27 protein-coding genes are annotated in these 26,277 nt (G+C 58.1%); 12 read left to right on the top strand and 15 right to left on the bottom strand.

Going from position 1 to position 26,277, the window contains the following annotated elements:
* Window positions 1–71 precede the first annotated feature (71 nt).
* Both ACOERD_RS12900 and ACOERD_RS12895 read right to left on the bottom strand, forming a co-directional pair.
* Entirely contained in the window at window positions 72–287 is a 216-nt protein-coding gene (locus ACOERD_RS12900) for a hypothetical protein (RefSeq protein ID WP_419739287.1), read from the bottom strand.
* Between the two features lie 48 nt (window positions 288–335).
* On the bottom strand, window positions 336–1,367 hold the full coding sequence (locus tag ACOERD_RS12895; RefSeq protein ID WP_419737613.1) for an IS110 family transposase: 1,032 nt from the start codon (window positions 1,365–1,367) through the stop codon (window positions 336–338).
* A gap of 283 nt (window positions 1,368–1,650) precedes the next feature.
* Between ACOERD_RS12895 and ACOERD_RS12890 the strand changes: the two genes are divergently transcribed.
* Window positions 1,651–2,223 (top strand): RNA polymerase sigma factor, encoded by a 573-nt coding sequence (locus tag ACOERD_RS12890; RefSeq protein ID WP_419739286.1) that lies wholly within the window; start codon window positions 1,651–1,653, stop codon window positions 2,221–2,223.
* Window positions 2,220–2,957 (top strand): hypothetical protein, encoded by a 738-nt coding sequence (locus ACOERD_RS12885; protein WP_419739285.1) that lies wholly within the window; start codon window positions 2,220–2,222, stop codon window positions 2,955–2,957. Before ACOERD_RS12890 ends, ACOERD_RS12885 begins: the two co-directional genes overlap by 4 nt.
* Window positions 2,958–3,049: 92 nt before the next feature.
* On the opposite strand, the gene ACOERD_RS12880 is transcribed toward ACOERD_RS12885, so the two are convergent.
* The gene (locus ACOERD_RS12880) at window positions 3,050–3,265 is read right to left on the bottom strand and encodes a hypothetical protein (RefSeq protein WP_419739287.1); all 216 of its coding nucleotides are present in this window, start codon (window positions 3,263–3,265) and stop codon (window positions 3,050–3,052) included.
* 48 nt (window positions 3,266–3,313) lie between these two features.
* Window positions 3,314–4,345 carry an IS110 family transposase gene (locus ACOERD_RS12875; protein ID WP_419737613.1) on the bottom strand — a complete coding sequence of 344 codons (1,032 nt, stop codon included), beginning with the start codon at window positions 4,343–4,345 and terminating at the stop codon, window positions 3,314–3,316.
* Window positions 4,346–4,628: 283 nt separating this feature from the next.
* Between ACOERD_RS12875 and ACOERD_RS12870 the strand changes: the two genes are divergently transcribed.
* Complete coding sequence (locus tag ACOERD_RS12870; protein WP_419739286.1) at window positions 4,629–5,201, top strand: RNA polymerase sigma factor; 573 nt, start codon at window positions 4,629–4,631, stop codon at window positions 5,199–5,201.
* Window positions 5,198–5,935, top strand: a complete 738-nt coding sequence (locus tag ACOERD_RS12865; protein WP_419739285.1) for a hypothetical protein — start codon at window positions 5,198–5,200, stop codon at window positions 5,933–5,935. Before ACOERD_RS12870 ends, ACOERD_RS12865 begins: the two co-directional genes overlap by 4 nt.
* Before the next feature lie 92 nt (window positions 5,936–6,027).
* Here the strand turns inward: ACOERD_RS12865 and ACOERD_RS12860 are convergent, their stop codons facing one another.
* Entirely contained in the window at window positions 6,028–7,191 is a 1,164-nt protein-coding gene (locus tag ACOERD_RS12860; protein ID WP_419739284.1) for a Hint domain-containing protein, read from the bottom strand.
* 145 nt (window positions 7,192–7,336) lie between these two features.
* Here ACOERD_RS12860 and ACOERD_RS12855 point away from each other — a divergent pair, with 145 nt between their 5' ends.
* A complete protein-coding gene (locus ACOERD_RS12855; RefSeq protein WP_419739283.1) occupies window positions 7,337–7,636 on the top strand; it encodes a hypothetical protein in 300 nt (99 codons plus the stop codon).
* A 57-nt stretch (window positions 7,637–7,693) separates the two neighbouring features.
* Here ACOERD_RS12855 and ACOERD_RS12850 read toward each other — a convergent pair whose 3' ends face one another.
* From ACOERD_RS12850 to ACOERD_RS12810, 9 genes are all read right to left on the bottom strand, one after another.
* Window positions 7,694–8,905, bottom strand: a complete 1,212-nt coding sequence (locus tag ACOERD_RS12850) for an aminopeptidase P family protein (RefSeq protein ID WP_419739282.1) — start codon at window positions 8,903–8,905, stop codon at window positions 7,694–7,696.
* A 160-nt stretch (window positions 8,906–9,065) separates the two neighbouring features.
* Window positions 9,066–10,277, bottom strand: coding sequence for an ABC transporter permease (locus ACOERD_RS12845; protein ID WP_170640181.1), 1,212 nt, complete (start codon window positions 10,275–10,277; stop codon window positions 9,066–9,068).
* 5 nt (window positions 10,278–10,282) lie between these two features.
* The gene (locus ACOERD_RS12840; RefSeq protein WP_419739281.1) at window positions 10,283–11,527 is read right to left on the bottom strand and encodes an ABC transporter permease; all 1,245 of its coding nucleotides are present in this window, start codon (window positions 11,525–11,527) and stop codon (window positions 10,283–10,285) included.
* Window positions 11,528–11,627: 100 nt separating this feature from the next.
* Window positions 11,628–12,719 (bottom strand): extracellular solute-binding protein, encoded by a 1,092-nt coding sequence (locus tag ACOERD_RS12835; RefSeq protein ID WP_419739280.1) that lies wholly within the window; start codon window positions 12,717–12,719, stop codon window positions 11,628–11,630.
* Window positions 12,720–12,821: 102 nt separating this feature from the next.
* Window positions 12,822–13,922, bottom strand: coding sequence for an ABC transporter ATP-binding protein (locus ACOERD_RS12830; RefSeq protein WP_170380378.1), 1,101 nt, complete (start codon window positions 13,920–13,922; stop codon window positions 12,822–12,824).
* Between the two features lie 136 nt (window positions 13,923–14,058).
* Window positions 14,059–14,769 carry an aspartate/glutamate racemase family protein gene (locus ACOERD_RS12825; RefSeq protein WP_170473727.1) on the bottom strand — a complete coding sequence of 237 codons (711 nt, stop codon included), beginning with the start codon at window positions 14,767–14,769 and terminating at the stop codon, window positions 14,059–14,061.
* Window positions 14,766–15,911: a M24 family metallopeptidase gene (locus tag ACOERD_RS12820; protein WP_419739279.1), complete on the bottom strand. Its 1,146-nt coding sequence runs from the start codon at window positions 15,909–15,911 to the stop codon at window positions 14,766–14,768. The genes ACOERD_RS12825 and ACOERD_RS12820 overlap by 4 nt, the downstream gene beginning before the upstream one ends.
* A complete protein-coding gene (locus ACOERD_RS12815; protein ID WP_419739278.1) occupies window positions 15,908–16,951 on the bottom strand; it encodes a pyridoxal-phosphate dependent enzyme in 1,044 nt (347 codons plus the stop codon). Before ACOERD_RS12815 ends, ACOERD_RS12820 begins: the two co-directional genes overlap by 4 nt.
* Before the next feature lie 64 nt (window positions 16,952–17,015).
* Window positions 17,016–17,855, bottom strand: a complete 840-nt coding sequence (locus ACOERD_RS12810; RefSeq protein ID WP_419739277.1) for a LysR family transcriptional regulator — start codon at window positions 17,853–17,855, stop codon at window positions 17,016–17,018.
* Window positions 17,856–17,961: 106 nt separating this feature from the next.
* On the opposite strand from ACOERD_RS12810, the gene ACOERD_RS12805 reads away from it, so the two are divergent.
* The 7 genes from ACOERD_RS12805 to speB all read left to right on the top strand — a co-directional run bounded on the left by ACOERD_RS12805 (window position 17,962) and on the right by speB (window position 25,256).
* Window positions 17,962–18,561 (top strand): amino acid synthesis family protein, encoded by a 600-nt coding sequence (locus tag ACOERD_RS12805; protein WP_419739276.1) that lies wholly within the window; start codon window positions 17,962–17,964, stop codon window positions 18,559–18,561.
* Window positions 18,533–19,321 carry an alpha/beta fold hydrolase gene (locus ACOERD_RS12800; RefSeq protein WP_419739275.1) on the top strand — a complete coding sequence of 263 codons (789 nt, stop codon included), beginning with the start codon at window positions 18,533–18,535 and terminating at the stop codon, window positions 19,319–19,321. Before ACOERD_RS12805 ends, ACOERD_RS12800 begins: the two co-directional genes overlap by 29 nt.
* On the top strand, window positions 19,318–20,238 hold the full coding sequence (locus tag ACOERD_RS12795; RefSeq protein ID WP_419739274.1) for a flavin reductase family protein: 921 nt from the start codon (window positions 19,318–19,320) through the stop codon (window positions 20,236–20,238). The genes ACOERD_RS12800 and ACOERD_RS12795 overlap by 4 nt, the downstream gene beginning before the upstream one ends.
* The gene (locus ACOERD_RS12790; RefSeq protein ID WP_419739413.1) at window positions 20,238–21,272 is read left to right on the top strand and encodes an LLM class flavin-dependent oxidoreductase; all 1,035 of its coding nucleotides are present in this window, start codon (window positions 20,238–20,240) and stop codon (window positions 21,270–21,272) included. Before ACOERD_RS12795 ends, ACOERD_RS12790 begins: the two co-directional genes overlap by 1 nt.
* Before the next feature lie 9 nt (window positions 21,273–21,281).
* Complete coding sequence (locus tag ACOERD_RS12785; RefSeq protein WP_419739273.1) at window positions 21,282–22,760, top strand: aldehyde dehydrogenase; 1,479 nt, start codon at window positions 21,282–21,284, stop codon at window positions 22,758–22,760.
* Between the two features lie 155 nt (window positions 22,761–22,915).
* Complete coding sequence (locus tag ACOERD_RS12780; protein ID WP_419737631.1) at window positions 22,916–24,097, top strand: ISNCY family transposase; 1,182 nt, start codon at window positions 22,916–22,918, stop codon at window positions 24,095–24,097.
* Between the two features lie 175 nt (window positions 24,098–24,272).
* The gene (gene speB, locus ACOERD_RS12775; RefSeq protein ID WP_419739272.1) at window positions 24,273–25,256 is read left to right on the top strand and encodes an agmatinase; all 984 of its coding nucleotides are present in this window, start codon (window positions 24,273–24,275) and stop codon (window positions 25,254–25,256) included.
* Between the two features lie 30 nt (window positions 25,257–25,286).
* On the opposite strand, the gene ACOERD_RS12770 is transcribed toward speB, so the two are convergent.
* Window positions 25,287–26,276, bottom strand: coding sequence for a GlxA family transcriptional regulator (locus ACOERD_RS12770; protein ID WP_419739271.1), 990 nt, complete (start codon window positions 26,274–26,276; stop codon window positions 25,287–25,289).
* Window position 26,277: the final 1 nt, after the last annotated feature.

The following is a 26,277-nucleotide window of genomic DNA, read 5'->3' as shown; positions in this document are numbered from 1 at the left end:
ATCGCGGAGGTTGAAGACTACACCAAATCGGACTTTCGAAACGAATAGCGAAATGACCGAGTTGTGAACAATTAATGCAGGCGGTTCGATGGCGTGGACGCGTCGTCGAGAACCAGCTTTCCGTTCTTGAGATGCCGCTCGACGAATTTCTTCTGCAAGCGACCGGCTGGTACAGGATATGCCGTTTCCGGGGCGTAGCCCTGACGTTGCACTTCCGGGAAGAGGATAAAGATTTCTTCTCGGGCCTCTTCCGATATTGTCTTGATTGCTTCGGGGCCTGTAAACAAACTCTCCGAAGGAGCACCATCGGCGAAAATGACCTCCTATGATGATTGTCAAGCAGGGCATTGATTTTGTTTGATTTTAAATTCGGCAAAATCGTCGAAGACCCAGCCGTTCTTGAGCGTGTCATAGATGATCTTGAGCAGCTTGCGGGCCGTGGCTATGATCGCCTTGCCCGCGCCACGGCGTTCCTTGATGCGCCGATAATAACTGTTGAGATATCCCGAATAGCGGATCGCGATGAGCGTACATTGCACCAGCGTGGTGCGCATGAGCTTGTTGCCGCGCTTCGTGATCCGCCCGTGATGTTCGGTTTCGTTCGAGTTACTCACCTTGGGCACGATGCCGACATAGGCGGCCAGCTTGTCCGCGTCGGAGAAGTCTTCAACCCTGCCGATCCCCGCCAGCAGGACCGCGGCAGATCGCGCACCGATCCCCTTGATGCTGGTGAGCCCCTCAAAGCCTTTCATGGCCGAGGCGGCCTCCTCGATGGCCTTGTCGATACGGTTCAGGGTCTCGGTCAGGCCGAGCGCCTGGTCCCGCAATGCCGCCAGTTCGACCTGCTCAAGCGGTGTGAAGCGGCTGAGATCCAGGTCGCGCAGGCGCTTCTTGCTGGACAACCCTTCCTTCTTCAGCTTCATGCCGTGACGGACAAACATCGCGTGGATGCCGTTCAGCAGCATGGTGCGCTGTTTGACCAGCATGTCACGCGTCCGGGTCAGCGAGGCCAGTTCGCTTTCCTGAGTGGACTTGAGCCGGGTTTCCGGCAGCATGTCCTTCGACAGGAAGAAGGCCAAAGCGCGCGCATCGTTCTTGTCGGTCTTTTTCACCGATGTGCGGATCACTTTAAACTGGCGCGGGTTGACCACAACGATCCGGCCGACACAGGGTTCCACCTCACCGCAGAACCAGGCCGTGTTGCCGGTGGCCTCGACCGCCAGTTCGTCATCCGCATCAAGGCTCTGACAGAACCGCTCAAGCGCCTGCGCGGACAGATGAAAGGTTTGGAATGTTTCCGATCCGTCCGTCTCACGCCGACAGATCGTGAAGGAATTCGTATGAAGATCGACACCTATGTAAGCCATGGCTATACTCCCTGCTCAAGGAGGCGGAGCCCCCAATGGGGCGTGAACGGCCAAACCAAGCTCCTATGCAGGATCACCGGCCAAAACCGGGCCCTATGGGGGCTGTTCGGAAACAGGCGAAAGCTAAGCTCCTCAACAGGGTCACAATGCCCTAAGACACAATTCAGCCTGAGACCTATCCGCCTCCCCGAATCCTCTAACAGATTCAGGGCGTTTGGCCGATCACAAATCATTCATACCCCCTCCTCAGGTTATGTAATTTCTGACCCCGCGGGCCCGGTCCGTGAAAGACAAACACACACAGGTCGCGATTTATTCGATGAGTGGTGAAATCAGCTCTGAACAGGCCGTGCGCGGCGCGATCCAGACGCATTCGAAACGCGTGTGGCGGTTCGGGCTTGCCCTGTCGGGCGCCTCGGATGTGGCCGACGACCTTTTGCAATCCACATGCCTGCGCGCGCTTGAGCGTCACCATCAGGTGACATCCCATGACAGGCTGGACAGCTGGTTGATGACGATCTGCCGCTCGATCTGGCTGAATGAGGTGCGCGCGCGTTCGGTTCGCAAGGCGCAGGCCTTGTCTGTGACCCCCGAAACCGAATTAATTGCAACAGGACCGGATTCAGAAACGAATATTTTCGCGGCTGAAGTGTTTACTCAAGTGATGCACCTACCAGAAGCGCAGCGCGAGACCGTGATGCTTGTCTTCGTGGAAGGGTATAGCTATCGCGAGGCAGCAGCCTTGCTTGAGGTGCCGATTGGAACAATCATGAGCCGACTCTCTACGGCTCGGCAGAAACTGAAAACCGTGATGCAGCACGAGGCTGTGGACGCCGTTCGACGGGGTGGCAAATGACGTTTTCCGATGAAACGCTGCTGGCGTATCTGAATGGAAATCTGGACGAGACTGACGCGCAAGAGATCGAGAGCGCGGTCCAAGCCGATCCAGAACTGGAACAGCGCCTAATGGCACTTGATCCGTTTGCACCCGTTGTGCATTCGGTCTTCAAGGATGTTCCGCAGGATGCGCCTCAGATCACCTTGCCGGATCGCGCGAGGTCTCAGCCCGCGTCTCAACCTTTTCGATTGCTGGCCGTCGCGGCCTCGGTCGCGATTGTGGCGGTTTCGGCGACGTTGTGGGCGACACGACCCGCGCCGTTGGGCTGGGCGCAACAGGCGGCGATCTACCAATCGCTCTATGCACCTGAAACAATTGCCACACTAGACACCGCACCCGAGGCGCTTGAGGCCCAGTTTGCTCAGGCCGAGGCCACGCTAGGCCGGTCCCTGAATCGCGAAGCCCTGAGCGTCTTACCGGGTGCAGAGCTGAAACGCGCTCAGGTTCTGTCTTTCAAGGGAAAGCCACTGGTTCAGGTCGTCTTTGCGGATGATCAGGGGCGGCCCTTTGCCTTTTGCGTGATCCGTCAAGGGCCAGGGGCACCGGACAAGGATGTGAACCTTGCCGTTCTCAGCGGGTTGGCAACGGCCACTTGGGCGGAAGACGGCTATGGCTACATGATCATCGGCGCCGATGGGCAGAGCGATCTGAGCGATCGCCTGACCGCATTTTCCGAGGCAATTTCCAGCTAAAATGCGCCTGGGCCTTGGCCAATCGCGGAGGTTGAAGACTACACCAAATCGGACTTTCGAAACGAATAGCGAAATGACCGAGTTGTGAACAATTAATGCAGGCGGTTCGATGGCGTGGACGCGTCGTCGAGAACCAGCTTTCCGTTCTTGAGATGCCGCTCGACGAATTTCTTCTGCAAGCGACCGGCTGGTACAGGATATGCCGTTTCCGGGGCGTAGCCCTGACGTTGCACTTCCGGGAAGAGGATAAAGATTTCTTCTCGGGCCTCTTCCGATATTGTCTTGATTGCTTCGGGGCCTGTAAACAAACTCTCCGAAGGAGCACCATCGGCGAAAATGACCTCCTATGATGATTGTCAAGCAGGGCATTGATTTTGTTTGATTTTAAATTCGGCAAAATCGTCGAAGACCCAGCCGTTCTTGAGCGTGTCATAGATGATCTTGAGCAGCTTGCGGGCCGTGGCTATGATCGCCTTGCCCGCGCCACGGCGTTCCTTGATGCGCCGATAATAACTGTTGAGATATCCCGAATAGCGGATCGCGATGAGCGTACATTGCACCAGCGTGGTGCGCATGAGCTTGTTGCCGCGCTTCGTGATCCGCCCGTGATGTTCGGTTTCGTTCGAGTTACTCACCTTGGGCACGATGCCGACATAGGCGGCCAGCTTGTCCGCGTCGGAGAAGTCTTCAACCCTGCCGATCCCCGCCAGCAGGACCGCGGCAGATCGCGCACCGATCCCCTTGATGCTGGTGAGCCCCTCAAAGCCTTTCATGGCCGAGGCGGCCTCCTCGATGGCCTTGTCGATACGGTTCAGGGTCTCGGTCAGGCCGAGCGCCTGGTCCCGCAATGCCGCCAGTTCGACCTGCTCAAGCGGTGTGAAGCGGCTGAGATCCAGGTCGCGCAGGCGCTTCTTGCTGGACAACCCTTCCTTCTTCAGCTTCATGCCGTGACGGACAAACATCGCGTGGATGCCGTTCAGCAGCATGGTGCGCTGTTTGACCAGCATGTCACGCGTCCGGGTCAGCGAGGCCAGTTCGCTTTCCTGAGTGGACTTGAGCCGGGTTTCCGGCAGCATGTCCTTCGACAGGAAGAAGGCCAAAGCGCGCGCATCGTTCTTGTCGGTCTTTTTCACCGATGTGCGGATCACTTTAAACTGGCGCGGGTTGACCACAACGATCCGGCCGACACAGGGTTCCACCTCACCGCAGAACCAGGCCGTGTTGCCGGTGGCCTCGACCGCCAGTTCGTCATCCGCATCAAGGCTCTGACAGAACCGCTCAAGCGCCTGCGCGGACAGATGAAAGGTTTGGAATGTTTCCGATCCGTCCGTCTCACGCCGACAGATCGTGAAGGAATTCGTATGAAGATCGACACCTATGTAAGCCATGGCTATACTCCCTGCTCAAGGAGGCGGAGCCCCCAATGGGGCGTGAACGGCCAAACCAAGCTCCTATGCAGGATCACCGGCCAAAACCGGGCCCTATGGGGGCTGTTCGGAAACAGGCGAAAGCTAAGCTCCTCAACAGGGTCACAATGCCCTAAGACACAATTCAGCCTGAGACCTATCCGCCTCCCCGAATCCTCTAACAGATTCAGGGCGTTTGGCCGATCACAAATCATTCATACCCCCTCCTCAGGTTATGTAATTTCTGACCCCGCGGGCCCGGTCCGTGAAAGACAAACACACACAGGTCGCGATTTATTCGATGAGTGGTGAAATCAGCTCTGAACAGGCCGTGCGCGGCGCGATCCAGACGCATTCGAAACGCGTGTGGCGGTTCGGGCTTGCCCTGTCGGGCGCCTCGGATGTGGCCGACGACCTTTTGCAATCCACATGCCTGCGCGCGCTTGAGCGTCACCATCAGGTGACATCCCATGACAGGCTGGACAGCTGGTTGATGACGATCTGCCGCTCGATCTGGCTGAATGAGGTGCGCGCGCGTTCGGTTCGCAAGGCGCAGGCCTTGTCTGTGACCCCCGAAACCGAATTAATTGCAACAGGACCGGATTCAGAAACGAATATTTTCGCGGCTGAAGTGTTTACTCAAGTGATGCACCTACCAGAAGCGCAGCGCGAGACCGTGATGCTTGTCTTCGTGGAAGGGTATAGCTATCGCGAGGCAGCAGCCTTGCTTGAGGTGCCGATTGGAACAATCATGAGCCGACTCTCTACGGCTCGGCAGAAACTGAAAACCGTGATGCAGCACGAGGCTGTGGACGCCGTTCGACGGGGTGGCAAATGACGTTTTCCGATGAAACGCTGCTGGCGTATCTGAATGGAAATCTGGACGAGACTGACGCGCAAGAGATCGAGAGCGCGGTCCAAGCCGATCCAGAACTGGAACAGCGCCTAATGGCACTTGATCCGTTTGCACCCGTTGTGCATTCGGTCTTCAAGGATGTTCCGCAGGATGCGCCTCAGATCACCTTGCCGGATCGCGCGAGGTCTCAGCCCGCGTCTCAACCTTTTCGATTGCTGGCCGTCGCGGCCTCGGTCGCGATTGTGGCGGTTTCGGCGACGTTGTGGGCGACACGACCCGCGCCGTTGGGCTGGGCGCAACAGGCGGCGATCTACCAATCGCTCTATGCACCTGAAACAATTGCCACACTAGACACCGCACCCGAGGCGCTTGAGGCCCAGTTTGCTCAGGCCGAGGCCACGCTAGGCCGGTCCCTGAATCGCGAAGCCCTGAGCGTCTTACCGGGTGCAGAGCTGAAACGCGCTCAGGTTCTGTCTTTCAAGGGAAAGCCACTGGTTCAGGTCGTCTTTGCGGATGATCAGGGGCGGCCCTTTGCCTTTTGCGTGATCCGTCAAGGGCCAGGGGCACCGGACAAGGATGTGAACCTTGCCGTTCTCAGCGGGTTGGCAACGGCCACTTGGGCGGAAGACGGCTATGGCTACATGATCATCGGCGCCGATGGGCAGAGCGATCTGAGCGATCGCCTGACCGCATTTTCCGAGGCAATTTCCAGCTAAAATGCGCCTGGGCCTTGGCCAATCGCGGAGGTTGAAGACTACACCAAATCGGACTTTCGAAACGAATAGCGAAATGACCGAGTTGTGAACAATTAATGCAGGCGGTTCGATGGCGTGGACGCGTCGTCGAGAACCAGCTTTCCGTTCTTGAGATGCCGCTCGACGAATTTCTTCTGCAAGCGACCGGCTGGTACAGGATATGCCGTTTCCGGGGCGTAGCCCTGACGTTGCACTTCCGGGAAGAGGATAAAGATTTCTTCTCGGGCCTCTTCCGATATTGTCTTGATTGCTTCGGGGCCTGTAAACAAACTCTCCGAAGGAGCACCATCGGCGAAAATGACCTCGTGTTGATCGAAGAGAAGGTGGAAATAGACGACCTCGGTTATGTCTTCATCCACGTAGATCCCAGGTAACGCGGCCAGCTTTATTGCCGACACAAGGACATCGGGACTGCCGAACATACGCTCGGACACTTTGGAAGACACCAACATGCGGTGTTGTCTGGACACCAGCAGGTCTTTTGCCGGAAGCCCCTGCCCAAGCGCGCCGGCAGAGATACGGACAGGTCGTAGTTTTTCCGCAGCTACACCTTGGGCCGCAAAGTCCACCGTCTTGGAACCAACCCACCGCAACCGCTGCGGGCCATTTCCCTTAGTCAGAACGACATCCCCCACAGACAAGTCTTCAACAGCGGTTGGGCCGTTCGGCGTTTCAATCATGGTTCCCGCGCACAAACACAGAATATCGCCGGAGATATCACCAAAGCCGATTGCACCGGTATTTGCACCCGAAGACAGACCCCCTTCAAAGATGACCTCAATACGGGACACCGGGCCTGCAATTGAAACGGTCAGCGAACCTGGCGCGCCCGGTCCTTCGACACCCGGAGACACATTCCCGTTGGCTTCGACCGTGTTGCCGGTCTGGACGTGAAATGGGCTGAGGTTGGAGAAAACAACCGGGACCGGATTGTCGTTCACATCAAACGCCAGAACCGTCACTCTATCGTCGAAAGAGAATTCGTTGCTGTCCAGATCCAGAATTTCGAACGTCACGTTTTTAACAGCGGTTGAAAACGTCACCTCTGATGTCGCAGGGCCCGGGATGCCCGAGACAAACAGGTTTCCACCAAGAAACCCATTGAAGAATACCCCTGGATCAGAGGCCACGGTTAGCGTCGACGAGTTCGAACCGTCTGTCAGCACGGTCGAACTGTTCGCACTGCCCAGAATTGACCAATCAAACAGGAATGGCACTACTGCTTCTCCCAAACCACTTAAACTGCATAGAATAACGATATTCTATCTCGTGCGTATTAATGCATCCTTAAAGTGACAACCCTAGAATCTTTTTCCTGTAGTGTGATCAAATACAGCGGAACCCAATCAACCAGGACCAAAAATGGCCGTCGTTACCATGCCTGCGCAAACAGCCCAGCGGCTGAAGGACGAAATTCTCAAGCTATCGCAATCTGTTGAGGTCAAAATGTTTCTGGCCAAAGACGTCGTTCAACTGATCGGTTTCAGCGAAAAAGAGATCGCGGGTTTTGGCGGAGAAACCGGCGATGCTGTCATTTTGGCAGTGCGGGACCTTGAGGCTCTAAAGCTAGCTATTCCACAATCAGCCGGGGATCGCCTGAACTATATCCCAATCGTGAACGAAAAAGCCAAAGCCAAGCTGGATCCGTTTTATCAAGCCTAGACCGCACTCTGCGTGTTTGTGGCAAAGGGTGAGGTATGCACCCCACCCCCCTTACCATCACGCGTTGATGATGTTGTGGCCGGGACCGTAGGGGAAGCCGGTGATGTTCTCGGCCCCGTCTTCTTCGACCACCAGAATGTCATGTTCACGGTAGCCTCCGGCTCCGGGTTGGCCTTCGGGAATCCACAGCATCGGTTCGATGGACACGACCATGCCGGGTTCCAGAACCGTGACGATATCCTCGCGCAGTTCCAGACCAGCCTCGCGCCCATAGTAGTGGCTGAGCACACCGAAGGAATGCCCATAGCCGAAGGAGCGGTATTGCAGCAGGCCCTCATCTTCGAAGAAACGGTTGATCTCAGCGGTGATGCCGGAACAGGTCGCACCGGGTTTGATCAGGCTCAGGCCAAGCTCATGCGCGGCGACGTTAGCCTTCCAGATGCGCAAGCTCTCAGCGTCGGGTTCGCCCAGAAACAGGGTGCGCTCCAGTGCCGTGTAATACCCCGAAATCATCGGGAAGGTGTTCAGCGACAGGATATCGCCCTTTTGCAGCGCCCGTTTAGTGACCGGGTTATGCGCGCCATCGGTGTTGAGGCCGGACTGGAACCAGACCCAAGTGTCACGGTATTCTGCGTCGGGATAAGCGCGGGCGATCTCCGCCTCCATCGCGTCGCGACCGGCCATGGCGATCTCGATTTCGGTTGCGCCTTCGCGGATGGCGGCGTGAATGGCGGCTCCGCCCACGTCAGCGGTTCGGGCACCACCTTTGATCAACTCGATCTCTTCGGCGGATTTTACCATACGGGCCGCCATGGTGTCGGGCGCGATGTCGACCAGTTCAGGCTGGCCCAGCATCGCCAAAGCCGTATCGCGCGCGGCCAGAGTCATGTGATCGCTCTCGACCCCGATCCGTTTCGCGCCACCGATCAGGCTGGCCACCGCGCGCCAGTAATTGTCGCGCTTCCAATCGGTATAGATTACGTTGTCTTCGACCGAGCGGCGCCACGGTTGACCCGCGTCGATATTGGCCGAAACGGTCGTGCAGGCGTCCTGCGTGACAACGCAGCCATAGGGCCGGCCAAATGCGCAGTACAAAAAGCCCGAGTAATAGGCGATGTTCTGCATCGACGTCAGCAGCACCACGGGAATATCCCGCGCGGCCATGATAGCGCGCAGTTTGCCTAGACGGCGGTCGTATTCGCCTTTGCTGAACGGCAGGGGGGCTTTGTCGCCATTGTGGCAGGTGAAGAATTCGGGGCGATTTGTCATGTTCAGGTCTCTCATCTTTGCCGGGCGGCAAACCCGGCCACTTGTCCCGGCGTTCAGGACAGGCGGTCTCGGGGTCCGAGAGCCGATCATCCCAGTGCGCCCGCGACGCCATCGCGGCTGGGATGAACAGGTGAATCGTTAGATCAGGCGCGCGCTTGCGTCAAGCGGGGGAAAGCCCCCGCAGACGCTCGGACCGGCGGCGTAGCAATTCAACCGTTGTCAACAGCGCGATCGAAATCACCACAAGGATCGTCGCCACCGCCAGAATGGTCGGGCTAATCTGTTCGCGCAAACCAGTGAACATCTGCCATGGCAGGGTTTTCTGGCTGGCCGAGCCGACAAACAGCACAACGACCACCTCATCAAACGAGGTGATGAAGGCAAACAAACCACCTGAGATCACGCCCGGCAGGATCAGCGGCATCTGGATCTTGAAGAAGGTCCGCACCGGCCCTGCGCCCATATTCGCCGCCGCTCGCGTCAGCGAGCGGTCAAAGCCGACCAGCGTGGCGGTCACGGTGATGATGACGAACGGGATGCCTAGAACGGCGTGCGCGAGGATGACCTTCACATAGCCCACGAAGTTCTTGTTCATACCCAGCGTGCCTTCCATGAAGCGGCCGATATCGCTGTAGAAAAAGAACATGCCAGTGGCCGAGATGATCAGTGGCACGATCATGGGTGAGATCAGGATACCCATGATGGCACGGCGGCCGGGAACATGGCTCTGGCTCAGGCCGATGGCCGCGAGCGTGCCAAGCGAGACAGAGATCACCGTGGCAATTGGCGCGATGATCAGTGAGTTCTTGAAGCTGCGCTGCCATTCATTGTTGGTGAAGAAGTCGCGGTAATGCTTCAGCGAATACCCCTCGGGGTCCAGTCGCAACATCTCGGGCGTGAAGGTAAAGAAGTCCTGCGCGTTGAACGATAGTGGCAGAACCACAAGGATGGGCGTGATCAGGAAGACGAAGATTGCACCGCAGATCACTCGGAACAGGTAGTGATAGAACACCTGCTTCGCAGTCAGATACGGCAGTAATTTACGGCGATAACGGCCCTCATATAGCCAGTAGATGAACCATGCGAAGAACCAGCCGCCCAGCAGGCCCAGAACGCCGCCCATGGGACCCGAAATCAGAAACCCGGCGATGCCGAAGCCCAAAATGGTGATCCAGCGGGCCAGATTCTCATTCTTTAGAACAGCGATGTAGATCCAAGCCAGTGCCGCGATCAGGGCGGCTCCGCCAATGATGCCCAGAAGGATCGAACCATTACCTGCGCCAACGAAGACACCGGCGAAGGCCCCTGCCAGCGCAACGCTTGGCAGGACCATGGACATTGGTTTGCGGGAAATCGGAGTAAGTGCGGCCATGTCGATTATCCCAGCTTCACGTTATCAATGCCGACGATCTTGTCGTAACACCAGTAGAGCAACAGCACGACGGCTAGTAGGATCGTACCCAGCGCCGCGGCCAGCCCCCAGTTCAGCGAGGACGAGATGTGGTAGGCAATCCGGTTCGAGATGAAGACGCCCTTGGTGCCGCCCACGATCTCGGGCGTGATGTAGTAGCCGATGGCCAGAATGAATACAAGAATCGATCCAGCGCCGATGCCCGGAATGGATTGCGGGAAATAGATGCGCCAGAAGGTCGTCCAATTCGTCGCGCCCATGGATTTCGCGGCGCGGGTGTAGGACTCGGGTATTGTTTGCATCACCGAGTACATCGGCAGGATCATAAACGGCAGCAGAATATGCGTCATCGCGATGATCGTACCGATCTGGTTGTTTATGATGACAAGTCGGGCGTCATCGGCCACCAACCCAAGCCAAACCAGCGTTTCGTTGATCACACCCTGTTGTTGCAGCATGACCTTCCACGCAGACGTTCGCACCAATAGCGAGGTCCAGAAGGGTAACAAAACTAGGATCATCAGCAGGTTTGACACCCTCATCGGTAGGGTCGCCAGCAGGTAACTGACCGGATAGGCCAACAAGATACAGGACGCGGTAATCACCAGCGACATGAACAAGGTGCGCCCGAACAGCTTGATCAGAATCTGCTTGTCCTCAGGCTGCGCCTGCGCGCCTTCGGGAGTGCGGCGCATATCGACCGCGTTCAGAAAGTAGCCATTCGTTACGGCGGGCGAGTGAGTCTTGATCACCGCCCAAGTCTGCGGTTCGCCCCAGCCCTCATGGATTTCGATCACCTGATCCTTGAACGGCCCATCTGTTTCGGGATCCAGCTTACCCATTTTCCGACCCGAGCGGCGGAACATCGAGGACATGCCTGTCTCTTCGTAGTTCAGGCGCGAGCCCAGTCGGGTATGTGTCTTGTTGTCGACCGCCACGACCATGTCGCGGACAAAGGCGTCATAGACGGCCTCGTCAGGCAGTTCGCCACTGTTTTCGTCCCAGCTTTGCAAGGCTTCGACCGTCAGGGGCAGGGTTTGCTGCACAATGCTGTTTTCCACCGACCGGAAAAGCATCGATGCAATCGGCACGATGAACGAGAACAGCACGAACAATAGGAGAGGGGCCACCAGCATCAGCGCCCGCAGCTTTTGTCGCCTCAACGAACGTGCCAGCGATTGCTTGAGCGGCGTTCCATCCGCTGCCAGCATAGGTCCGGCGTTTTGGCTTGCGTCAGTCATCAGTGCCCCTTGGGTTTTCTTTGGTCCGGGGGCGGCGCGCCGCCCCCGACTTTGTCATGAAATCAGACGCTTATTGCGCCAACCACGCCTGGAACTTGGCGTCGATGTCGTCGCGGTAGTCAGCCCAGAACTCGTAGTTATACAGGAACGTGTTCTTGGCGTTGTTCGGATCGGTCGGCATGTGCGGCGCCATGTCGATACCCAGATCGGCATGCTGACCCACCAGCGGAGCCGACGAGGCACGGGCCGGACCGTACGAGATGTACTTGGCCTGATCCGCAAGACGCTGAGTGTCGGTCGCGAACATGATGTAGTCCAGTGCGCGTGCCTGACGCTCTTCGCTCAGACCGGCCGGGATGATCCAACCGTCCAGATCGAACACCTGCGCATCCCACAGCATGGCAACGGGCTGGTTCTGCTCTTCGATCACGCTGAACAGACGACCGTTGTAGGTCGAGCCCATGATGACCTCGCCATCAGCCAGCAGCTGGGGCGTGTCGGCACCTGCCGACCACCAGACAACGCTGTCCTTGATGGTGTCGAGCTTGGCTAGAGCCTGATCCTGACCCTCTGCAGTCGCCAGCACGTCATAAACGTCGCCCTTGGCAACGCCGTCACAGATCAGAGCCCATTCCATGTTGTTGATCGGACGCTTTTCCAGCGAACGCTTGCCCGGATAGTTTTCCAGATCAAACACGGCGCAGACGTCTGTCGGCGGTGTGTCACCAACCAGGTCGGTGCGATAGCCGAATGTGGTCGAGTAAACGATCTGCGGGATAAAGCAGTCGCTAACCAGCAGGTCACCGAAGTCTTCGGATGCGGGCGTGCCATCAGGTGCCGGGGCCAGCATGGTGTCGGGATCGATTTCCATCGCCAGACCTTCGTCGCAGAGACGGATCGCGTCCGCCGCAACAACGTCAACGACGTCCCAGGTGATGTTCCCGGCTTCATTCATAGCGCGCAGCTTGGCAACCGCTTCGGCCGAGCTGTCATCGTTCAGGATGGTGACGCCAGTCTTTTCCGAATAGGGCTCGTGATAGGCCTTAAGCTGCGATTTGGAATAGGCTCCCCCCCAAGAGACGATAGTCATCTCTTCGGCGGAAACGCCACCGGCCGCTGTTGCCAGAGCCGCTGCAGTCAGCAGTGTCTTTGTTGGTTTCATGTAAAACTCCCAGTATTTCCCGTTTGTTGTATGGTCAGCCGACGCACGGGTTTTCGCCAGCCGGTCCCTCAGTGTAACCGCGCTTGTGCCGCGCGGCTTGGTCTATGCGTCAAGCGCACGACAATCCTTTGCCAGCCAACCGATATCGATCTCTTGACCGGGTTGCAGGCGAATGGCATCGGGGGCGTTCCGTGTCTTGACGATGAACTCGTCATTGCCCGCTACAGACATGCGGAAGCGGAACACGTCGCCCATATAGATGAATTCCTTAACCGTCGCCTTCAGCGTATGCGCGTCGGCATGCAGACGATCCTTGTTGAATTCGACACGTTCCGGCCGGATCGAAACCTTGGTCCGTTCGCCCGGATTGTGCACATTGATCGGCACCGCATCAATTTCTGATCCGTCATCCAGCTGCACCACACAGCCGTCGCCGTCGATGGATTTGACCACACCTTCCAGCGTGTTGTTCTCGCCGATGAACTGCGCGACAAAGCTGTTGTCGGGCTCTTCATAGAGTTGATCCGGCGGGGCCAGCTGCTGAATGCGTCCATCGTCGAACACGGCGACACGGTCTGACATCGTCAGAGCTTCGGTCTGGTCGTGGGTCACATACACGGTGGTAATGCCCAGCTCATGCGCCAGTCGGGTGATTTCGAACTGCATATGCTCACGCAGCTGTTTGTCCAGCGCGCCCAGCGGCTCGTCCATCAAAACCAGTTCCGGCTCGAACACCAGGGCCCGTGCCAGAGCGATCCGCTGTTGCTGACCACCGGAAAGCTGCGCCGGACGACGCCCGCCAAAGGCACCCATCTGCACCATGTCCAGAGCGCGTTTGACCTTTTCGTCACGCTCGGACTTGCCCAGCTTGCGAACTTCCAGAGGAAACGAAAGGTTTTCGGCCACCGTCATGTGCGGGAACAGAGCGTAATTCTGAAACACCATGCCAATCCCACGTTTGTGCGGCGGGATATTGTTGATTGGATTTCCATCCAGCAGGATTTCACCATGGGTAGCGGTTTCAAACCCGGCGAGCATCATAAGGCATGTTGTCTTGCCTGAGCCTGACGGCCCAAGCATTGTCAGAAACTCGCCCTTCGGCATTGCAAGGTTGAGATCTTTAACGACGAGATTCTCGCCATCATAAGACTTCTGAACGCGTTGAAATTCGACAAACGCGGCGTCGTTCGTTGTACCGGTCACAAGACCCCCTGTTTCGTCAAATGATTACCCGAGGCTTTCGGATTTCATTGATCTGTGATCCACAGTTAAGACCAAGCGATACGCACTTGGCAACAAGTTATGGTGCTTTTGCCAAAATTGAGTTCACACTTACCTGTCAATGCACAGCGTTTAAGCGCCTCATATGCCACGCAAGGCTTTGATTACTCGACAAAACAGGTTTTCCGATCCGCTCTTGGATTTTCGGTATCGCGTCGAGAGTTCGCAGGTTGGTACAACTCAGGAACACCGCCTCGACCGCTGAATCTGCTCCCAGTTCGGAGGCAGCTTCGACCACGGATTCCGTCGAGATCCGCGCCACCTTGGCCTCCTCAGCCTCCCCGAAACTTGCGAACACATCCATGCTTATACCGCTAGCCTGAAACGCGGTACGCAGAGGTATGTTGACCTCCTCGATGTAAGGCGACAGCAGAGCAAATTTCGAAACACCGAGGTCGGCAGCGCAGGCAATCGCCGCGCGCAGAGGATTCGTGACTTCACGGGTATTGCATGTCTGCTTGACCAGTTCCGCGACGCGCTCTGACCCGATCACCGAACTGGCCGAGGTGCAGCCATAACCCACAACCTTGTAGGGTCGCGCATTGGGAAGTAATTCCGCCGCCGCAGGCAGCGCCTTCTCCATCTCGGCAAGGCTTTCGGTCGTAACCTCAATACCGCTGGGAATGCGCGTGACGTGAAGGGGGTATTTACGATCCGCGAAGTATGCGCCGAACTCAGGCTCAAGCGTCTCATCGACCTGCAAAACGATCAGCCCAAGCGGCGAGGCGTTTGGATCGTCTTCGTCCAGAGTGTAAGGGACATGGGTCATAGCTGCATCATCTCCGGCCCGATCCTAGGGCTGATAAACCGTGGGGCGCTGTCAGTGATGACGATGTTTTCCTCATGCACCAGAATTTTGGCACCAACGGCGATGCCCGGTTCCAGTGTCAAAACCATGCCCGGTTCCAGAACTGTATTGTCCGTCGGGATCAGAGAGGGCCATTCGGTCAGTGACATTCCCAAACCATGGCCCAGACGACCCGCATCCGTACCCTCTGCATCCGCCGTGAGAACGGTGTTCATAGCATGAAACAAATCCGCTGCGGTTGCGCCCGGCCTGGCGATATCGAACGCAGCATCCGAGGCTTCGATCAACCGGGCATGGGCGTTTGCCACATCAGGCCGAGGCGGGCCGATTGACCAGTTTCTGTCGAAGTCGCAGAAATACCCGTCCCAAACCAATCCGGTGTCCAACATCAACACATCACCAAGCGCCAGCGGTTCGCCAGAGGCTGGTGAAATCACATCCGCGTAGCCGCCCTGCTCTGCCCCGCCGGCAAGATAAGGCACCCAATCGGCGCCCTCCTCTAGGCACAACATCTGAAAGCGGCGGAACACTTCATCCAATGGCATCCCCTCCCCCGCGATCTCAGGGACACGGGCGAAGGCCCGACCGGCAATGCTGCAGGCGGTTTCGATCTTGGCAATCTCGGCCTCGGACTTGACCATGCGCAACTGGCGCAGAATGCCCCTGTCGCCTGTCAGCGTCCGAGTTCCAAGCAGGCCGCGCAAACGATCAAGGTCTGCCAAAGGCATGCGGAGGTGCGTCTCATGCCCATCCGGTATCCCAATTCGCCCCTCTTCGGGTGTCACTTCGACCAGCGCGTCGCGCAGCAGGGAGACACCGTCATCTTTCAGATCAGGCGCACTCCACGTGCGGATATCATCGATCCATGTCTGCGCCATGAGGGCTGCCCCGATCGACGGGATCACCGCGATCGGTTTGCCCGCGGCTGGCAGGATGAGGAACCACGGGCGGGTCGGGCTTTCCCAGAACCGGGTCAGAAATCCGGTGAAATAGCGTAGATCCGTCTCGGTTGCCAGCAAAAGCGCCGAAAGATCCGCGGCATCCATCAACTGCTGTGCGCGCTTGGTACGCGCTTCAAACTCGGATGGCGCAAACCCCCTCATTCTGCGGTCTCGGAGAGGATGCACAGCACACGTGAGGCCTCAGTCATTCCCAATTCGGTCCGTGCCTGGTCATTCAGAACCGCGGCAAGCCCAGCGCCGCCCGAGGCTGTTGTCTCCAACCCCGCTGCGGCCATGGCGGGCAGTTTCTCGGATACGTCCTCATCCGAAAGTGTCAGGAACAAGTCGGCGTCGCGCGCCAATCCGTTCAGCGCGATCAACGACGGCTCCTTGCAGTCCAGTCGCCCCATGATGCTATCCGGCCCATCGGCGAACACGCATGACCCCGCCTCAATACTGGCCTGCAGGGCGGGCGCGGCTTCAGGTTCGACCACGACTATTTTCGGCGCGTCACCCCAGGCTTTGCGCGCATAGGCAGCGACAGCCCCGGCCAGACCACCAACACCGGCCTGCAACATGATGTGAGTCGGAACTTCGGGGCATTGGTCGACCGATTCGGCCGCCATTTGCAGATACCCCTCCATCAGGGTCCACGGCAGTTCATAATACCCGTCCCACGAACTGTCCGAGAGAAGTATCCACCCGTTCTCCTCAGCCGCCGCGCTTGCCGCTTGCATGCTGGCCGCATAGTCAGAGCCACTGCGAACCACATCAGCACCTTGGCCATTCAACCGTGCGGCAAAGCTCTCGGGCACCGTCTCGGCAATATAAACTACAGCTTTTGCGCCAAACATCCGCGCGCCCGCCGCGACGCTCATCCCGTGATTCCCGGCACTGGCGGTCACGTAGGTTGACCCTGCCAATGTGTCTGCACCCGGCGCGTCCGAGGCTTCGGCAGCGTGGCGCGCAATCACATAGGCCGCGCCTAGGGCTTTGAACGAGCCCAGATTCATACGCGCGCGTTCATCCTTTACCCAAAGCTGCGCAACCGGGGCGAGGCCTGCCGCATCCACCAACAGGGTCTCCTTCGCCGCCGGGCACATGGACAACAAGGCCGCAACGCGGGCCGCATCTGTCGACGGATAAGGGGCCGAGGGCGCAAGTTTGGGACCTGCCCGGTGTGTATTCGCAACGATCTTCATGTATCTCCCCGCCATTTTGCCTGACGTGATCCGATCGCCCTTGATCTGTCAACTCTTCTGATCGTTAACCGACCTGATCCAACAGCCAGTCATGAAACAACCCCGCCGCCGGGTTCGAGCTATTCGCGGATAGAAAATACCCCTCATTGCTGTCGATTGAGCCGTCATGCGCGCGCTCGACCACGCCCGTATCAAGCGCGTGTTTTGCCAAAAGCTCGCTCACCAGAGCCACGCCCCCCTCATGCGCAGCCAATTGAAGCGCCATGCCAAAAGTATCCACAAAAACAGTGGGCCGGCTTTGTAACCCTTGGCTTTCCAACCATCGACCCCACCCGCCTGAAGTCCCTACGGCCTCAATCAGAGGCAAGTCCGATATATCCCCCAACAGGGCCGGAGATTTAAAAGGCACAAGCCGGTCAGGCATCAGACGAACAGTCCCCTGCCCCACCTGTTTCTTCGATCCGAACCGCACCTGCACATCCGCCTGGGATGCATTGAAATCGTCCGGCCAAATCGCGCTGAGCAGCCGTACGCGAATGTCCGGGTGCTGACGGGCAAACACGGGCAGATGTGGGGCGATGACCCATTGCGCGATACTGACCGAGGTCGCGACCGTCAGAACGTCTCCGGACGCGTTGGTGTCGACCTGCCCGGCGGCAACAGCCAGCGCCTCAAGCGCCTTGCCGACCTCGGGCAACAGCTTTCTCCCCACATCCGTCAGCGCCAGACTGCGCGGATGGCGCACGAAAAGGGGTGCGCCCAATCGCAATTCAAGTGATTTCACCTGCTGGCTAACCGCCGATTGCGTCAGACCTATTTCCTCGGCCGCCGCGGTAAAGCTAAGCGTGCGGGCGGCGGCCTCAAAGGATCGAAACCAGGTCAGAGGAGGAAGTGATTTTGCCATAGGCCAAGCCAGTCATTAGTCTTTTTAATGTCAAAGCACATAGTTCTATCATTTGTCAAAAACCAGCCCCGTTTCTAACGTCGGCCCGCGCGACAGGAGAGGTTTTATGCAGCCGGAAATACGCAAAATCGTAACCTATGACGAAGAAGTTTTGGTCGAGGGGTTTCGCCCCGCAAAGACCCCTTGGCGCATGTTTGCAGTGGCCGCTGTGGTCACCAACCCGTGGGCCGGGCGATATGTCGAAGATTTGAAACCCGAGATTCAGGCCTACGGTCCCGTTCTGGGTGAAATGATGACCGAGCGTATGATTGCGCTGGCTGGCAGCGGGGATGCGATCGAGGCCTATGGCAAGGCCGCAGTGGTTGGTCTGAATGGCGAGGTCGAGCATGCCTCGGGCCTCATTCACACTCTGCGCTTTGGCAATCACTACCGGCAGGCCGTCGACGCAAAGTCATATCTGGCCTTTACCAATACCCGAGGGCCCGCGAACGCTCCGATCATGGTGCCGCTGATGGACAAGAACGACGCCGGGCGGCGCTCGCACTATCTGACCATCCAGTTTGCGATCCCCGACGCGCCACGCGACGACGAGATCGTTGTTGTGCTTGGCGCGGCGACCTCGGGTCGGCCGCATCACCGCATTGGCGACCGCTATCAGGACCTCAAGGATTTGGGCCATGACGTGGACAACCCGGCCGCGGTCTGAGATCGGCGGGCTCGCAGCAATCCAGACCGGCGCGGGACCGAATGTCCTGTTGCTGCATGGTGTCGGTTTGCGCGCCGAGGCCTGGGGCGCCCAATTGGACGCGCTGGCATCCGTGGCGCGTCTGACCGCACCGGACATGCCCGGTCATGGCGAAAGCCCAATAGGCAATACGCGCGCAGAACTGTCGGGATACACCGAAGCTACATTGCGCGTTCTGGATCAACTGGGCGGACTAACCGTAGTTGTTGGTCATTCCATGGGCGCAATGATCGCGCTCAATCTTGCGGCCAAGGCACCGCAACATGTCGCCGGCGTCGTTGCACTGAACGCCATTTTCGAACGCAGTGCCGAGGCCACACAGGCCGTCACAACCCGAGCCGCAGCGCTTGACGGTCAAACACCAAGTGATCCGACGGGCACTCTGCAGCGTTGGTTTGGTGATACTGATCCGCACGAATGCGCTGCCTGCCGGACTTGGTTGACCGCGACAGATCCTGCGGCCTACAAGCAAGCCTATACAGTGTTTGCCAACAGTCCGATCCCGCGCCGGGACGATTTGAAGACGCTCACCTGCCCCGCCTTGTTTATAACGGGCGATCTTGAACCCAACTCGACCCCGGACATGTCACGCGCCATGGCGGAACTTGTTCCAAGCGGGCGGGCGCAGATCATCAAGGGCGCCGCTCATATGATGCCGATGACCCATGCCGCAGAAGTTAACGCAGCCCTTTCAACCTTTCTGAATGAGGTGCAACAATGACCAGTCTCGATCCTCGCGACCTGCGGCGCGCCTTTGGCAGCTTCATGACCGGCGTCACAGTTGTGACGACGCGCGATGCCGCGGGCGTTCCGTTGGGGTTCACTGCCAATTCCTTCTCATCCGTGTCTCTGGACCCGCCGCTTTTGCTGGTTTGCCCGGGCAAGAACCTGTCCTCCTACGATGCCTTCGCGAGCTGCGCGCATTTCGCGGTGAACATTTTGGCTGAGGGGCAAGAGGATGTCTCAAACACCTTCGCAGGGTTCAAAGGGGATCGGTTTGCCAAAACCGGGCATCAGTTGGACGCCAATGGCGTCCCTCTTCTGGATGGTGCAGTTGCGACGTTTTCCTGTCGGGCCCATCAAGCCATCGAGGCTGGAGATCACTGCGTTCTGATCGGAGAGGTTGAGGCCTATTCCTACACAGAAACCCGAGGCCTCGGATACGCAAACGGGCAGTATTTCAGCCTTGGTCTGGAACGCGGCGCGTTGGAGGCCACGGGTCGATCCGTGGTTTGCGGAGCAATCATCGAATGCGACGGAAAGGTGCTATTGGAGAAAACCGAATCCGGATACCGCCCGCCGCAGATCAGCTTGTCGGATCATCAAGCCCTGCGCGAAAGCCTGCAGCAAGACTTGGCAGCGCGCGGGATCACAGCGCAGTTAGATGCGGTCTATTCTGTCTACGACGATGCCACGACCCACCATGTCTACACGCTCGCGTCGGCATCGACTCTGCCCAACGACAGTGGCCTTGAAGCGGTTGCCATCGAAAACCTTGCAAACCTGACTTTCGCAACCCCGGCCATCGCCACCATGATGTCCCGCTTTGCGTTTGAAAGCCTGACCCGCGACTTTTCCCTATACCTCGGCGACGCACAGCGGGGCGATGTACATACTCTCTCGGAAAGGACTGAATGATGGAGTTTTCCCTCTTTGCTCATATGGAGCGGCTCAATCCCGAACAGCCTCATGAGAAACTGTATGAAGAGTTTATCGAGCTGTGCAAAATGGCGGATGACGCCGGTATGCGAGCGGTGTGGACGGGCGAGCATCACGGGATGGATTTCACCATCGCGCCCAATCCATTGATGTCCCTCGTCGATATCGCGCATCACACCAAAAACATCCGCCTTGGCACGGGCACGGTCATCGCCCCGTTCTGGCACCCGATCAAATTGGCCGGTGAAACAGCCGCGGCCGACCTGATGACCGGAGGGCGCATCGAACTGGGTATCGCACGCGGGGCCTATTCCTATGAATATGAGCGATTGATCCCTGGTATGGATGCCTGGGACGCGGGCCAACGCATGCGGGAAATCGCTCCCCTATTGCCCAAACTGTGGGAAGGCGATTGCGCCCATGAGGGAGAGTATTTCCAATTCCCCGCCACCACCTCTGCGCCGAAACCCGTTCAGGACGGAGGACCTCCGATCTGGATCGCGGCCCGCGACCCGAATAGCCATGAATTCGGTGTCCAGAATGGATTCAACATTCAAGTCACACCGCTCTGGCAAGGTAACGCAGAGATTGAGAGTTTGATGGGCCGCTTCAATGATGCCTGCGCCAAGTATGACGGGCCGCGCCCCAAGATCATGCTGCTTCACCACACCTATGTCGGACAGGACGCCGCTGATGTGGATCAGGCCACGCAAAAGCTTTCTCGTTTTTACAACTATTTTGGCGCGTGGTTCCAGAACAAGCGCCCCGTACATCAGGGGCTGATCCAAACTCTGACCGATGAGGAAATGGCCGCCAACACCATGATGGCACCTGAAAACATGGCCCGCGATCTGACGGTTGGCACGGCTGGGCAGGTCACGGATCGCCTGAAGCACTATCAAGACCTTGGCTATGATGAATACTCGTTCTGGATCGACAGCGGCATGAGCTTTGAGCGCAAGCGCGCTTCGCTGGCCCGGTTCATCGACGACGTGATGCCAAAGTTTCAATAAGGACCCGTGATGCAACAGAACCCACACTATCAGCTTTTCGTCGACGGAACCTGGACCGAGGGCGCCAACGGGCAGGTCTTGACCTCGCAAAACCCTGCTACGGGCGAGGCCTGGGCCAGTTTCGCCTGCGCCGCGCCCGAGGATGTGGATCGCGCCATCACGGCGGCGCGTCGATCCCTGAATGACCCGGCTTGGCGGGATCTGACGCAGACCGAGCGTGGCAAACTGTTGTTCAGGCTTGCAGAGCTGATTGAACAAAATGCCAAGCGCCTCGGCGAGATTGAGACGAAAGACAGCGGAAAGCTCCTGGCCGAAACGGCAAGCCAGACGGCCTATGTCGGCGACTACTATCGCTACTATGCCGGGTTGGCCGACAAGATCGAAGGTGCGGTGCTTCCGATCGACAAGCCCAACCTGCATGTCTTTACCCGCCGCGAACCGATCGGCGTTGTCGTCGCGATCGTACCCTGGAACGCGCAGATGTTCCTGACGGCAACCAAGCTGGGGCCAGCCCTTGCCGCCGGGTGTTCGGTGGTGCTGAAGGCCTCTGAGATTGCGCCCGCGCCGATGCTGGAATTCGCGCGTCTGGTCGAGGAGGCCGGTTTCCCGCCCGGCGTCGTCTCGGTCATCACGGGCGATGCAGAAAACTGCGCCATCCCCCTGACTCGACACCCCGACGTGGATCGCATCGCCTTCACCGGCGGCCCGGAAACCGCGCGCCATGTGGTTCGCAACTCGGCCGAAAACTTCGCCGTAACCACGCTGGAGCTTGGGGGAAAATCCCCGATTTTGGTATTTGACGATGCCAATCTGGACGGAGCCGCCAATGGGTTGATCGCAGGCAATTTCGGAGCCTCCGGACAAAGCTGCGTCGCCGGATCTCGTGGTTTGATACATCGCCCAATTCTGGAGGCCTTGGCAGCCAGGATCGAAGAGAAAATGAAAGACGTCACCGTGGGTGACCCGTTGAACGCTGCAACCCATATCGGGCCGCTTTGCACCAATGCACAGATCGCCAATATCAAGACGGTACTGGCAAAATCATCCGATCAAGGCGCGCGCATCCGGTTTGGCGGCGCGCCGCTTGACCGACCCGGAAACTTCATGGCACCCACTCTGATCGAGTGTGCATCACCCGAGACCGAGACCATGAAGGTGGAGATGTTCGGGCCCGTCATGTCCCTGTTGCCCTTCGACACCGAAGAAGAAGCAATCGCTCTGGCCAACGATACCCCGTTCGGATTGGGATCGGGCGTGTTCACCGAAAATGTCGCCCGCGCGCATCGCGTGTCGTCCCGATTGAAGGCCGGTATTTGCTGGATCAACACCTATCGAGCGGTGTCCCCTATCGCGCCGTTTGGCGGCTACAACCAGTCCGGCTATGGCCGCGAAGCGGGGATCGAGGCCATTCAGGACTACACGCGCACCAAGACCGTGTGGCTGAACACCTCTGATCAACCCATGTCGAACCCGTTTGTGATGCGCTGAGGGGGGCGATAGATTTCGCCTCCTTCATCACAACCCTATGGCCCTTCGCATAAATATCCCACACTATGGCGCAAGAATGTCGCTAACACGCGATATGTCCGGTGTATGTAACATGCGATCTGTCCGGTTCTATTCTGTCTCTGAGAGGAGGCGTTATGAACCGAGCAGAAGTGTTACAGGAAGTTCGACTGATGAAGTTTGAAGATGTGTATTCGCGGCGAAGCGCGAACAAGCTGACGCAAGAACAGGCGGCTGAGATACTGGGTGTATCCGTGCGCACCGTCAGGCGTTGGGAGGATCGATTTGAGGCGGATGGTGCAGAAGGTCTGTACGACCGTCGGCTTGGCAAACTGGCCAACAATCGTGTTGCCACGGATAAGGTCATGGAGATGCTTGAACTGTTTGATACCAAGTACTGGGATTACACGCCGAAGCATTTCCACGAGAAGCTGGTGGCCCACCATGGTTTCACACAGAGCTACAACTGGGTGCGGCTTACACTGCAGCGCCACGGCCGGGTTCAGGCAGCACCCCGACGAGGTGCCCATCGGCGCAAGCGGCCCCGCCGTCCGATGGTTGGCATGATGTTGCATCAGGACGGCTCCAGCCATGAATGGGTTCCGGGTCAGTGGTGGGATCTGATCGTCACCATGGACGATGCCACCAACCGGGTTTATTCGGCATTCTTTGTCGAGGAAGAAGGGACGATGAGCAGTTTTCAGGGGCTGACAGAGGTGATCGAGGCGCAAGGTCTGTTTTGCTCGCTCTATGCCGATCGGGGCTCTCATTACTGGCATACGCCCGAAGCGGGCGGCAAAGTGGACAAGGACAATCTGACCCAGGTCGGGCGCGCCTTGCAGCAACTCGGCATTGAGCTGATCCCGGCCTATTCACCGCAGGCCCGTGGACGGTCTGAACGCATGTTTGGCACGTTCCAGAACCGATTGCCGCAGGAACTGCGGTCCCATGGGATCACAACCATTGAAGAGGCCAATCAGTTCCTGAAAGAGGTCTATCTTCCCGAACACAATGCCCTGTTTGCAAAGGAGCCGGAGGATACGACCTCGGCCTTCGTGCCGTTTACAGGCAATGTGCGCGACACCCTGTGTGTGCAGGAAGACCGCGTCGTCGGCAACGACAATACGGTGCGCTACAAGGGCCTGGTCATGCAGATCGCGGCAGACAGGCACCGTCATCATTTCGTCAAGGCGAAGGTCAGGGTCCACGAATACCCCGATGGTCAACTGGTCATCTTCCACGGCCCGAGATGCATTGGCCGCTACCAGCCTGACGGATCACCCATCACACAGGAGGATAGCAAACACAAAGTCGCGTGACCCGCTTCGACGTGGCGCGAACGCGGTGGCCCAAATCTACGGTCGCCTACGGCTCCCTCCGAATTGGGCCACCGCGCAATCAACTGAAGCGGACAATTGGCATGTTACCTACACCGGACAATTCAGAATGTTCTCGACACACTATGGCGCAAGAATAGCGGTTGGAGACTGAAGAATGAGCGCACATGGATATGAAGGCGGTCGGTTAAACTTGCCCTTCGTCGGGATCTCGACCTTTGGCAAATATCCCTATGTCAGCGACTGGGATGCGATCGAAGCTGATGTCGCGATCCTTGGCGCTCCGTTCGATTTTGGCACTCAATTCCGGCCCGGCGCGCGGTTCGGCCCGCGCGCCATCCGCGAAGCCTCGACCTTGTTTTCCTTCGGGCATGGCGGTGCATACGACCATGAAGATGACATCACCTACCTGCCTGCGGAAACCACCCATATCGTGGATCTGGGCGACGCGGATATCGTGCATACCAGCACCGAAAAAAGCCATCAGAACATCAAGTTCGGTGTCGAAAAATGCCTTGAGGCCGGGGCTCTGCCCGTGGTTCTGGGCGGAGATCATTCGGTCAACATCCCCTGCATTGATGCCTTTGCTGCGGATTGCGAAAAGAACGGCCCCATTCACATTGTTCAGATCGACGCGCATCTGGATTTCGTGGATGAACGGCACGGGGTTCGGTTCGGGCATGGAAACCCAATGCGGCGTGCGGCGGAAAAACCCTATGTCTCGGGACTGACACAGATCGGCATCCGCAACGTCTCGTCGACCGCAAAAGAGGGCTATGAGGACGCCCGTCGTATGGGGTCAGACATCCTGTCCGTCCGGCAATTGCGCGAACTGGGGACCGAGGCCGTTCTGGACCGGATACCGGAGGGCGCCAGGTACTATGTCACCATAGACATTGACGGTTTCGATCCCTCCATCGCGCCTGGTACCGGCACGCCCAGCCACGGTGGTTTCCTGTATTACGAAGTGCTGGAACTGCTCGACGGTCTGACCCAGCGCGGTGATGTGGTGGGGTTGGATCTGGTCGAAGTGGCCCCAGATTATGATCACACGGGCAGCACCGCCATTCTGGCGGCACAAATCCTCATGAACACAATTGGGCGTATTCTGCACCACAAAGGTTCGCCCAACGCGCGGTAAGAGCAGGTTTTCGGACTAAAGCTCGGTCTTTCAGACCGACTTCTGCTGCATATGCGGAGAGGTTCCGAAATACCGGCGGAAGCATTTGGAGAAATAGCTGGCTGAGCCAAATCCGCAGGCGATGGCCACATCCAGCACCCGCATATCGGTTTGCTGCAACAGTGTGCGCGCACGCTCGAGCCTCAGACGGGTCATATAGTTCTTCGGGCTCGTGCCGACGTAGCGTTGAAACAGGCGCTCAAGCTGTCGGGTCGAGAGGCCCGCGCTTTCGGCCACGACACTGGGTGACAATGGGTTTTCAAGGTTTTCGCGCATGATCATGATGGCGGTCGCCAGTTTCTCATGACGGCGGCCAAAGCGGAACAAATCCGTCTGCGTTTGCCTGCCGTCCTTTGGACGCACCGACGCATATAGCAATTGATCCGCCACGCGGGAGGCAACAGTCTGACCACAGGCCTGACCGATCAGCGATGAGAACAGATCGAGCGTGGTGACACCTCCACCGCAGGTCGCAATCGGGCCTTCATCCACAAAGACCGAGCAGTTGGATTCCACGGTCGGGAACAGCTCAACCATCACGGGTTGCTGTTTCCAATGCGCGCTCAGGCTCTGGCCGCTGGCCACTCCGGCCATGGCCAGAATACCGGACCCACCCCCGATGCCGCAAAGCTGAACGCCGAACCGACGCCCCTGCCGCAACCAGGATTTCAACTCATTCGAGATCGACCGATCCACGGTCATCGGCCCGCAAATGACAATGCAATCGCCCCGGCGGGTCTTGATCAAACCGTCATCAACAGCAACCGTCATCCCCGAGGATGAGGTCACCGCCTCGCCGGTTTCGCTGACGATATTCCATTCAAAAATAGCCTGCTCGGAGGCGGCATTCGCCGCCCCCAATGAGTCGATCCCGGCCCCAAGGTCCAAAGCAGAGAACCCCGGCGTCAGCAGGAAAATGAAGCGGTTCAGCTCATTCACCCGTGTGCTTGCATCTGCAAAATTGATCTCGGGACGACCCATT

Origin of the sequence: Ruegeria sp. (genome assembly GCF_965199275.1) — a bacterium.
In the GTDB taxonomy this organism is placed as follows: Bacteria; Pseudomonadota; Alphaproteobacteria; order Rhodobacterales; family Rhodobacteraceae; genus Ruegeria.
This window is presented reverse-complemented; position numbering and strand designations above follow the sequence as displayed.